This window comes from Luteolibacter sp. (assembly GCF_039920825.1).
Taxonomy (GTDB): Bacteria; Verrucomicrobiota; Verrucomicrobiia; order Verrucomicrobiales; family Akkermansiaceae; genus Luteolibacter.
The window spans coordinates 19899-30856 of the sequence record NZ_JBDSCX010000006.1; the positions used below are offsets into that span (position 1 = coordinate 19899).

At 59.0% G+C, this 10958-nt stretch carries 7 protein-coding genes; 5 read left to right on the forward strand and 2 right to left on the reverse strand.

The genetic code is table 11. The annotated features are described in order from the left end of the window. Positions 1-99: 99 nt before the first annotated feature. Positions 100-3882 carry a chromosome segregation protein SMC gene (gene smc, locus ABIQ96_RS00915; protein ID WP_348212647.1) on the forward strand — a complete coding sequence of 1261 codons (3783 nt, stop codon included), beginning with the start codon at positions 100-102 and terminating at the stop codon, positions 3880-3882. Between the two features lie 458 nt (positions 3883-4340). On the opposite strand, the gene mrdA is transcribed toward smc, so the two are convergent. Together mrdA and ABIQ96_RS00925 are read right to left on the reverse strand one after the other, a co-directional pair. Further along, positions 4341-6491, reverse strand: coding sequence for a penicillin-binding protein 2 (mrdA, locus tag ABIQ96_RS00920; protein ID WP_348212648.1), 2151 nt, complete (start codon positions 6489-6491; stop codon positions 4341-4343). 44 nt (positions 6492-6535) lie between these two features. After that, complete coding sequence (locus tag ABIQ96_RS00925; RefSeq protein WP_348212649.1) at positions 6536-7207, reverse strand: hypothetical protein; 672 nt, start codon at positions 7205-7207, stop codon at positions 6536-6538. Here ABIQ96_RS00925 and ABIQ96_RS00930 point away from each other — a divergent pair. The 4 genes from ABIQ96_RS00930 to ABIQ96_RS00945 all read left to right on the forward strand — a co-directional run bounded on the left by ABIQ96_RS00930 (position 7206) and on the right by ABIQ96_RS00945 (position 10856). Then, positions 7206-8450, forward strand: coding sequence for a M48 family metallopeptidase (locus ABIQ96_RS00930; protein WP_348212650.1), 1245 nt, complete (start codon positions 7206-7208; stop codon positions 8448-8450). The two genes, ABIQ96_RS00925 and ABIQ96_RS00930, sit on opposite strands and share 2 nt — an antisense overlap. Before the next feature lie 68 nt (positions 8451-8518). Further along, the gene (gene dcm / locus ABIQ96_RS00935; RefSeq protein ID WP_348212651.1) at positions 8519-9730 is read left to right on the forward strand and encodes a DNA (cytosine-5-)-methyltransferase; all 1212 of its coding nucleotides are present in this window, start codon (positions 8519-8521) and stop codon (positions 9728-9730) included. Positions 9731-9944: 214 nt separating this feature from the next. Next, positions 9945-10394 carry a hypothetical protein gene (locus tag ABIQ96_RS00940; RefSeq protein WP_348212652.1) on the forward strand — a complete coding sequence of 150 codons (450 nt, stop codon included), beginning with the start codon at positions 9945-9947 and terminating at the stop codon, positions 10392-10394. A 156-nt stretch (positions 10395-10550) separates the two neighbouring features. Continuing rightward, positions 10551-10856 (forward strand): hypothetical protein, encoded by a 306-nt coding sequence (locus ABIQ96_RS00945; RefSeq protein ID WP_348212653.1) that lies wholly within the window; start codon positions 10551-10553, stop codon positions 10854-10856. Positions 10857-10958: the final 102 nt, after the last annotated feature.

A 10958-nucleotide genomic window follows, 5' to 3' on the forward strand; every position in this document is an offset into this window, starting at 1 on the left:
TATGCATAACGATTCATGAATTGCCGAAGCCCCGTCTCGGGTTACTCTGACGCCAGCCCACTTCCCTCTCGGGCCTCACCTCTAACCCCACTGTCTGGAATGTATCTTAAAACTCTCGAAATCCACGGCTTCAAGTCGTTCGCGGATAAAACCGTGTTCGAATTCGCCAAAGGCGTGACCGGCATCGTCGGTCCGAACGGCTGCGGCAAGTCCAACGTGGTCGATGCGATCCGTTGGGTGCTCGGCGAAACTTCCGCCAAAGCCCTGCGCGGCGGCGAAATGGCCGACGTCATTTTCAACGGCACGGAAAAACGCAAGCCGCTCGGCATGGCCGAAGTCACCCTCACGATGGGCGATTGCGAGGAAGCTCTGAAGGTGGATTACAACGAGGTTTCCCTCACCCGCCGGGTTTTCCGCGACGGGCGCTCGGAATACCGGATCAACGGTACGCTCTGCCGTCTGAAAGACATTCACGACCTGCTGATGGACACGGGCATCGGCCGGACTGCCTACTCGATCATGGCTCAGGGCCAGATCGACCAGATTCTTTCCTCCAAGCCGGAAGAGCGCCGTGCGGTGTTCGAGGAGGCAGCCGGAATCACGAAATTCAAGCGCGAAAAAAAGGAAGCGCTGCGCAAACTGGAATTTACCGAAGCCAACCTGCTTCGCGTTTCGGACGTGCTCGCCGAGCAGGAGCGCCGTATGAATTCCCTCCGCCGCCAAGTCGCCAAGGCCCGTCGCTACCAGGCGCTCGCCGCCGACACGCGGGTGCTCGACAGCCACCTCGGCCACAAGAAGTTCGTCGAACTCACCGCCGAACGCGATGAGTTGGTCGTTTCCATCCGTGGCCTCGAAGTCCGCGACACCGAGTTGGAAATGCAGCTCCCCGCCAAGGAAGAAGCCGTCACCGAAGCGCGTGCCGCCGCTCGCGTGTTCGAAGGAGAACTCGCTGAACTCCGCCATCGCCTCAACGAACACCGCAACGCCCTGAACTCCGCCTCCGGGCGCATGTCCTTCAACGACGAGCGCAAGTCAGAGCTCGAGTCCCGCATTCGCCAGAACCACGAGGACATCGCGGAAACCCGCGAAAAACTCGCGCAGCAGGAATTCGAGTTCACCGCCGCGAACGAGTCGCTCGATCAGCTCAACCGGATCATCGCTGAGAAGGAAATCCAGCTCGCCGAGCAGGAATCCCGCACCCAAGGCACCCGCGACGAACGCAACCGCATCGAAGCCGCGCTCCGCGAAACCCGGGGTGAAGCGAACCGCGCGCAAACGATCATCGCCTCGACCCAGGCGCGGATCGAGAGCTCGCTCGCCCAGCTTGAAGGCAATCGCGAACGTTCGCGCCAACTGTCGGACGAGGAACAACGCCTCACGCTGGAAATGGAGGAATCCCGCGCCGAGCAAGGTCGAATCGCCGGCGAAGTGGAAGCCACCGGTTCGATGTTAGGCCAGTTGGAGGAAACCTTCCAGATCGCCGAGCGCACCTATCAGCACACCCGCGGCGATCTCGATGCCGCCCGCACGGCCGCCGTGGAATCGAACAAGATTCTCGCGCAGCGCTCCGCCCGCTTCGATGCCGTCCGCCAGCTTGTGGAAAGCGGCGAAGGTTTCGAAAAAGGCACCCAGAACGTGCTCAAAGGCCTCGGCCAACCCGATTTTTTCAAGCCCGGCATCCATGGCGTGCTCGCGTCGTTCATCGAAGCGGAGAACAGCTGCGCTCGCGCCATTGAAGCCGCGCTTGGAAACCACTTACAAGCCGTCCTCGTTCAGGACCAGGCGATGGCGGAGGCCATCATCGGCCGCCTGACGGAGAAACAGTTAGGCGTCGCCGCCGTGATTCCGGAAACCTTCGTCGCCCACTCCGCCGGCACCCAGATGGAAGCCCTTCCCGAAGGCGCTACCGCTTGGGCGCTCGACCGTGTGAAGTCCGACAAGCGTATTTCAAACGTCATCGAGCGGCTGTTGGAAAAGGTTCTCATCGTCCCTAACCAAGCCACCGCGCTGCGTTTGCGCGAGGCGAATCCGGGCGTCACCTTCGTCACCCTCGCGGGTGTCATTCTATCCGGCGAAGGCATGCTCCGCGGCGGTGCGGGCACGGAAGGAAGCACATCGGTTCTCGAACTTCAAAACGAAGTCCGCACGCTCGCCGCCGAAGTCGAGGCGCTTGCCGCCGCCGATGAAGCAGCCCGCAACCGGGTGACTGAACTCGAATCCCGCCTCGAACAACTCCGCGAGGAAGTCGAAGTTTCCCGCGAGCGCTTGCAACGCCAGAAGGTCGATCTATCCACGCTTCAGGGCCAGCTTAGCCTCGCTTCCCGCGAAGTGGAGAATTTCGAAACCAAACTCGAAAACGTCAAATGGGAGCGTGGTGAGCTTGAAAACCGCGAGCGCGCCGCTGCCGAAGGCCGGGAGCATCTTGAAAGCGAACTCGCCTCCGCCCGCGAGCGGTTGGAAGCGCTTGAAGACGATTCCCGCCGTTTGCAATCCGAGTCGGAAGCAGTGGTCCGCCGCGAACAGGACATCGTCGAAGCCCTCAACGAACTCCGCACCGAACTCGCCGTCGAACGCCGCGCGAAGCAATCCGCCGAAGAGCAGCAGAAGCCGATGGAAGCGCGTCTATCTGAACTGCGCGAACTCGCCATCCGCCGCGAAACGGAAATTTCCTCGTTCGACCAGCGCATCGAAGCCGCCCACGCCGAGAACGCCCGCCTCTCCGAGGAATGCGAAACCCACCGCTGCGAAGTCGAAGATCTCCAAGTGGAAATCAATTCCCGCTCCGAGGGCCGCACTGCGCTGCTAGAAGCGATCGAAACAGCCGAGACCGCGCTCGCCGCCGTCCGCCGCGACCACTCGAAGGTCAACGAGCAAAAAGGCCGGGAGGAAGTCGCCAGCACCAAGCTCGATCTCCGCATCGAGAGCCTTGCGACCACCATCCAGGAACGCCACCAGATCGATCTATCCAATTTCGAACCGGACGCCCACGCGTTGCTTTCCAGCATCGCCTCGCAGAAAGCCCTTCAAGGCCGCGGCGGACGCCAGTCCATCGTCACCGGTGACGAATCGGATGAAAACGCCGAGGACGAAATGCCGACTGTCGTGGTCGATGGCACCAGCGACGATGCCGAACTTCCCGGTGAAATGACCGGCGAGCCGGATTGGGAATTCGTCGAATCCATCGTCGCCGACATCAAGCGCCGCCTTGATGCCATGGGGCCGGTCAACCTGGACGCCATCGAGGAATTCGACGAACTCGAGGAACGCTACAATTTCCTCAAGGGCCAGCACGACGACCTCGTCAACTCGAAGACCGAGTTGCTAGAAGTCATCGAACGCATCAACACGGAAACCCAGCGCCTCTTCTCCGAAACATTCGCGCAGGTCAAAATCAACTTCCGCGAGATGTTCAAGGAACTCTTCGGTGAGAAAGGCGAAGCCGATCTCACCTTGCTGGATGAAAGCGATCCGCTGGAATCCGGCATCGAAGTGACAGCGAAGCCACCGGGTAAGAAGCTTCAGTCCATTACGCTTCTATCCGGTGGCGAACGCTCGATGACCGCCGTCGCGCTGCTGTTCTCGATCTACATGATCAAGCCCAGCCCGTTCTGCGTTCTCGACGAGCTCGACGCGCCGCTCGACGAATCGAACATCAACCGCTTCGTCAAGGTGCTCGACCGCTTCATCGACAACTCGCAGTTCATCATCGTCACCCACTCGAAGCGGACCATGGCCCGCGCCGACGTGATGTATGGCGTGACGATGGAAGAGTTCGGCGTTTCGAAACCCGTCGGCATGCGCCTCACCGCGGACGACGGCAAGGGGAACAAGACCGAAGCGAAAAGTGCCGCGCAGAAAGCCGCCCTCAGGCTGGACGCGTGATATAACAGATCTCCAGACAGGAGAGGGAAACCGGGGGTGGAGCGGACGGTCCGAGTGGATCCCGCCCCACCCCCACTTTTTTCCCGACTGGAGCGCGGAATTCATTCCGATGCCATTAAGGATTGGATAGAATTTCGGCTTCATTCCATATCCCGGTAGGGATTTCAGAGGTTAGCCCGGGGTCGAGAAGCGAAAGCGACGACTACCCCGGGGGCCGGTTACCCATGAATTCGCACCCTGAAAGGCGTGCCAGAAACGCCAGGCGCACCACGGATCGTCACGCCTTCTACGACCCGCTGCCGGGGTCGAATCCTTCTACCTACAAGGATCCCCAGGTTTTCGTCGCTGACGCTCCTCGACCTGGGGCTAAAATCTGCGATCCCTTTCGGGATCAAGAAATGATTGTCTCCTAACGAATCCTTATTGGCATCGGAATGAATTCCGCGCTCCCAGTTTGCTTACGGCTCTTCAACTCCGTCCTGAATCACCTCGTCTTCGCCTACCGGAATGGCACGGATGGCGCGGGGGCCTTCCTGCGGAGCGTCGTCGGCGGGATCTTCCGCAGAGTCGTCGCGTTTCGTATCTTCGGGATGCTTCAATGGCTCAACCGGCAGAGCCCTCAGCGGGCGGACGGATGGATCGGCTGAGTTGATGCCTTCGCCGTTAGGATCAGTTTCAATAGGCTCTTTGTTAGCATCGTCGGCAGGAGTGCCTTCGGGGATGACCACCAGCGCTTTTTTCGGCGGTGCGATGGTGTCCTTGATGTCTTCCTTGATGCCTTCGAAAAACTTTTTGACCATGGGAGCGGCCATACGTCCGCCCGACACCGTTTCGCCGGGGCGGCCTTCATAGAGAACAGCGAACGAGTAGCGCGGATTGTCCCGCGGCAGGAAACCGGCGAACCACGCGAGACGCTGGTTTTTCGACGGCGGTCCCCATTGAGCGGTTCCGGTTTTTCCGCAGAGGGTGGTGTAGCTGAGTTGCGCCGCGGACCCGGTTCCACCAGGACCGTTGACGACATCTCCCATGCCTTCGTGGACGATGTCCACCGCTTTGGCATCGACTCCGAGCCATTCACGCCGCTGCGGAATCGCGGCCTGGACGACGCGACCACGGGTGTCCTGAACCTGGCGGATGAGCTGGAGCTTCGGAGCGATGTTGCCGTTGGCGATGCCCGCCATCGCCTGGGCGACCTGAAGCGGCGACGCTAACAGACTTCCCTGGCCGATCGCAAGGTTCGCGGTATCGCCATTGAGGATCCGACGCTTCTCGTTCTTGAGCATCCACTCGTCGCTGGGAACCAGTCCGGCATTTTCACCGACGAGCGGAAGTCCGGTGTTTTGGCCGAAACCAAGGCGACGGGCGAGACTCAGGAACGCATTCGGGCCGACGTCGATGCCGACTTGATAGAACCAGGTGTTGCACGAGCGGGCGAGCGCGCGCTTCACATTGATCGAGCCTTCCGGAATCTTGCTCCAGTTGTGCATGACCGTGTTCCCGACGTTGAATGAGGCGCCGCAGTAGATTTCCGAAGTTTCGGTGACCGTGCCATTGTTGAGGGCGGCGAGGGCGACGATCGGCTTGAAGGAAGATGCCGGCGGATAGACGGACTGGAACGCCCGGCCATACAGCGGCGTGGACGGATCCTCGTTCAGTGCCTTGAATTCCTTTTCATTGATGCCGGGAATGAAATCGTTGAGATCGAACGACGGACGCGACGCCATCACGAGAACCTCTCCGGTGACGACGTCGATGACGACGAACGCGCCGCGGCGGCAGCCGTTGCGCAGGGTTTCCTCGGCGAGTTTCTGCCATTTGAGATCGAGCGTGGTGACCACCGTGCCGCCGGGGCGGGGACGCTTCACCTGTTCTTCCAACAGCTTGTTCCCGTTCTCGTCGAAGAGCAGGCGCTTGGTGCCGGGATCGCCCGTGAGCTGGGTGTTGAAAATCTTCTCCAATCCGGCGCGCCCCTCGGATTCCTCCCAGAGCGGTTCGTTGAAATTGATGGGGCCGGTCGGCAATTTCCCAACGCTTCCGGTGTAGCCGATGATGTGCGCGGCGACTTCCCCTTCCGGATAGTAGCGGCTGTAAACCGGATGCAGGACCAGCCCCGAACCGAGTTTCGGCTCGATATTGTGCGCCTCTTTCGCACTGATCTGTCCGGTCACTAACAAAGGCAGCCAACGCCGGTTATTATAGTGATCGAACAACTCGTCGTCGGTTTTCTGGATCTGATTCTTGACGAGCGCTGGCAGCGAATCCAGCCGGGTGCGCGCCCAGTTGACGACGAAATCCCGATCGGCGTTTTCAAACTGCTTGAACTGGATCGCGATCTGATAGGCCACCTGGTTCTGGGCGATCGGCGCTCCCTCGCGGTCCACGATTTCACCGCGCGGGGCGGGGATTTTCAAAGTGATCGTCCGCGCGTCCTTGCGGTTGTTGATGGACCCATCCGAGGCGTTGCGGGAGGCATGGGGCTCGCTGAGGATCGGATTGCTCTGAGGGGTATTGCTGACGATGTCCGGAGCATGCAGATCCTGGGCGAGGACCGGCACGACCGCGAGGCATGAGACCAACGAAAGTCGGCGAAGGAACGGAGTTTTCACCATGTGGGTTTGGGGACGCTAGGGCTGATTTCCGCCCAAGGCAACGCTCAATCCCAACCAGCATCGTCCCAATCCGCCGGCGATTTCCCGATGCTATGGGCGATTTCCGTCGGCACAAAAATGAACTCGTCCTGACGCTTGTCGGACGGATCCATGCGGAAATGCACCAGCTTCCTTTCGCCGCGGCCCTTGGAAACCACGGTCAGATCCACATACACATCCAGCGCACCGTCTTCGAGCGGCTTGACCTTGAGCAGCCCGGAAATCGGGTAAATCGCGCGGGTCGCTCCCGTTTCGCCTTTCCGTCGGGTGAAATCCGCCCGCTTCCCTAGATGGTCGGCGGGATACCATTCGTCGCGATGCGTCTTGCCGGTCACGGTGCGGATCCGGTGGACGACGAGCGATTCCTGCTTGCCGATTTCCCCCGCCGCCTCAAGCCGCCAACTGAACGGACCGTCAAAAGTAGCGACGGCGGCCGAGACGACCATCGCGCTCAAGGCGTAGCTTCCGCCTTCGGTTCCTTCCGGTTTCACCTGCATCCGGATGTCCGTGCCGTTGACGCGGACGGGCGGCGACGAGGCCGCGGTGCCGTAGGTGTGTTTTTTCGCAATCAGGCTGATGCAACCGCCCATTGCCCCGCAGGAAATCACGACAAGCGCCGCTCTTGCCGGTAGCCGGGAGCCATGCATGATTGCGGCAATGAGCGATTGGAATTTCATGTCGGTGATCATCCTGATCGGGGTTTTCGTGCTTTGGAAGCTGGAACTCGCCGCGACTTTGCTGAATTTGAAGGCGTTTCCCAGCTCCGTGCCCAAGGCGCTGGACGACCTGATGGATTCGGAGAAACTCGAAAAAGCGAGGTCCTATCTGCGGGTGAACGCGAAGTTCGGCATCATCCAATCCACCGTTTCGCTGGTGGCCCTGCTGGTCTTCTGGTCGCTCGGCGGATTCGCGTGGCTCGACGAATTTTCCCGCTCGCTCACGAAATCACCGGTCGCCGCCGGGTTGATTTTCCTATCGCTGCTCATCCTCGGCCAAAGCCTGATCGGGCTGCCGTTTTCCATTTATGACACCTTCGTCATCGAGCAGAAATTCGGCTTCAACCGCTCCACTCCGGCGACCTTCATCATGGACCGGGTCAAGGGCCTCGTCCTGGCGGCGGTGATCGGGCTGCCGCTCGGTGCCGCGGTTTTATGGATTTTCGGCAACGTCCACAACGCCTGGCTGTGGGCATGGCTCGTGGTGACGGCGTTCCAGCTGATCCTCACCTATCTCGCTCCGTCGCTGATCATGCCGCTGTTCAACAAATTCACGCCGATGCCCGATGGCGAGCTGAAACAGCAGATCGAAGCGCTCGGCGTGAAATGCGGATTCCCCCTCACCGGCGTCTTCGTGATGGACGGATCGAAGCGCTCCACCAAGGCCAACGCGTTCTTCACCGGCCTCGGGAAGCAAAAGAAAATCGCGCTATTCGACACTCTCGTCGAGAAAAGCAGCCAGCCGGAACTGCTGGGAGTGCTCGCCCATGAAATCGGCCACTTCCGCTGCGGCCACATCAAGCAGCGCCTCGCCGTCGGCATCCTTCAAACCGCCGTCATCTTCTTCCTGCTAGGCCTCGCCACCGATCCCGATGGAAAATTCGCCCGTCAGCTCTTCGACGCATTCGGCGTGAAACAAATCTCGCCGCAAGTCGGACTCGTGCTTTTCAGCATCCTGTTGGAGCCCGTTAGCAAATTGCTCGGCGTCCTCGCCAACGCCTGGTCCCGCCGCCACGAATTCGAAGCGGACGCCTACGCCGCGAAAGTCACCGGCGACGGCGCGGCCCTCGGCGATGCCCTGAAGAAAATGTCCGCCGACCACCTCTCCCATCCCTCCCCCGCCCCGCTGCGCGTCTGGCTCGACTACTCGCATCCGCCGCTGGTGCAGCGGTTGGATGCGCTTGGAAAATGTAGTGGTCTGTGACCACCGCTGGTTTTGTAGTAGGTGCTTTACGAACAGTTGGGCTTGCAGCTTTCGATTGAAATTATTTAATGGCCGCCATGCAGGAAATGCCCCATTTGACCGTTGCCGAGTATTTCGCTGGAATCGGATTGATGAGGCTGGGGTTGGATCAAGCGGGTTGGAATACGACTTTCGCCAACGACATCGACGAGAAGAAGTATCAGATGTACCGCGACCATTTCGGGGAGTCTCCTGAATTTGTGTTGGGGGACGTCCATGCGATCAAACCGACGAGTGTACCCACCACGCTGCTTGCAACCGCGTCGTTTCCTTGCAACGACCTATCGCTCGCCGGGTCGCGGAAAGGACTCGCTGGACAGCATTCGTCAGCATTCTGGGGATTCATCCATATTCTTGAAAAAATGGGATCTCGGAGACCTTCTATGATCCTGCTTGAGAACGTTACAGGATTTCTCACCTCGCAAGGTGGTGCCGATTTCCACGAAGCCCTCTCAGCTCTGAACAGGCTTGGGTATGCGGTCGATGCCTTCATTATTGATGCCGCACGCTTCGTTCCACAGAGCCGCCAGCGTCTGTTCGTAGTGGGGCAGCAGGGGTCCAACAGCATGGTGGAAGAAACGCCTTCACTTCTACAGAGTGATCTCCGGCCAGCGGCACTCGCTGATTTCATTCTCTGGCATCCTGATATCCGTTGGAATCTACGATCACTACCAAACCTGCCGAGGCATCAGATTCGACTCGATGACATCATTGAAGAGCTATCGCCGAATTCGGCAGCTTGGTGGAGCAGGGAGCGTAGCGATTACTTGCTTAACCAGATGAGTCCGAAGCACCGTGATCTTGCGGACAAGATGATCGCGTCTTCGAAGCAATCATACGCGACAGTGTTTCGCCGGGTCCGGGCAACTGGATCAATGGCTGAGCTTAGAACGGATGGGATCGCCGGTTGCCTGCGGACTCCTCGTGGTGGCAGTGGACGCCAAATCCTGTTTTGTGCAGGAAAAGGTAAGTTCTCGGTCCGCCTGCTCACCGCCCGCGAGTGTTCCCGCCTAATGGGTGCGGGTGACTTCCGATTGGCAGTGCCATTGAATCAAGCCCTGTTCGGCTTTGGCGACGCCGTCTGTGTTCCAGCTATCCGTTGGATCGCCGACAACTACCTGACTCCTCTCGCACTTGAACGTTATGTCGAATTCCAAGGATCCCCAACCAAGGCCCGCTCCGTCAAATATGGCAAAGGCGGCAAAGCCACGCAAAACTCCGCCCGCCCCCTCCGCAATTGAGGGTCAGCCCGGCGACGTTGCCGCGATCCGCGCTGAGATTCAAAACTTCCTACGCACACCAAGGAGCAGCGGGGGCACGATTGGAGGAGCGGCGTGCGGTGTCTATGCCTTTTACGACTATGACGGTGAGCCAATCTACATCGGGCAGACCTATGAAGGATTGGGGGCGCGAATCGGAAGGCATCTGACGAATCAGAGGACGGACGCAGTAGCGATGAACGTGCTCGATCCATTTGAAGTCGCTGAAATCTGCGTTTGGCCGATTGATCTAGCGACTTTGTCGAAAGAGGAGAAAAAAGCAGAACTCAATAGGGCGGAATACTCCCTATATCTCAAGGTCATCGAGGAGTCGTCCTTCAAAGCAGTCCTCAACGAGAAGAAGCCCGGAATCACCACAGTTATCGATCTACCCGAATCTTACCGAGGCAGAATCATTCCGGATGACATTTTCCCACAACGTAAACATCCGGATGTCAGACTTGCGCGGCGGGCCAATACAATCGCCGCCCTCGCCCGCGTGATCAGCGAACGGAAAGTGACAAAGGCCCTGAGAACCACGCTCCTGATCCAAGCGCAAAGATTGGAACGGTTGGCAGCGACGCGTCTGGCGGAGTTTGCTGGTACACCCGATGATCCGATTGATCAGCTTGAAAGCAGTGATTAAACACCACAGTCTGCACCCAGACTGCGACTACATTTTACGCCGCGTGGATGGCTCCATCCTTGATGATCAGCGTCCGGTCTCCGCCTTTCGCTAGATTCTGATCATCACGCTTGATCAAACCGTCTTTTTTCCCAACTTCATCCCAACCTACCAAATATGAAATACCTTCCATCTATCCATATCCTCATCTCCAGTGCCGCCTGTGTTCTATCCACCAGTTGCGTCACTAGCTACCAAATGCCTGCCGGCTATACCGGCCCGACCGCGAAAATCACCAGCACCTACAAGGCCGTATCCTCAGTCAAGGGCGAGGCCTACTTTATTTACGAGATCAATGGAAAGTTGGCGCACCACTCCCCGATGAGCACGCCGCGTGGCGGTGGAATCGGGCTGTCATTGTCTGAAAAAACCATCGATGTGCCCTGCGAGGATCTGACACTGACCCGAATGGCACTGACTTAAGCGAGATTTCGGCGAAAGGAGTGGTCGGAAATCCGGTGATCAGGTTGCTTCTCGTGTGACCTCAAACCAACCCTTCCTCACCGGATTTCCTACGCAGATTTG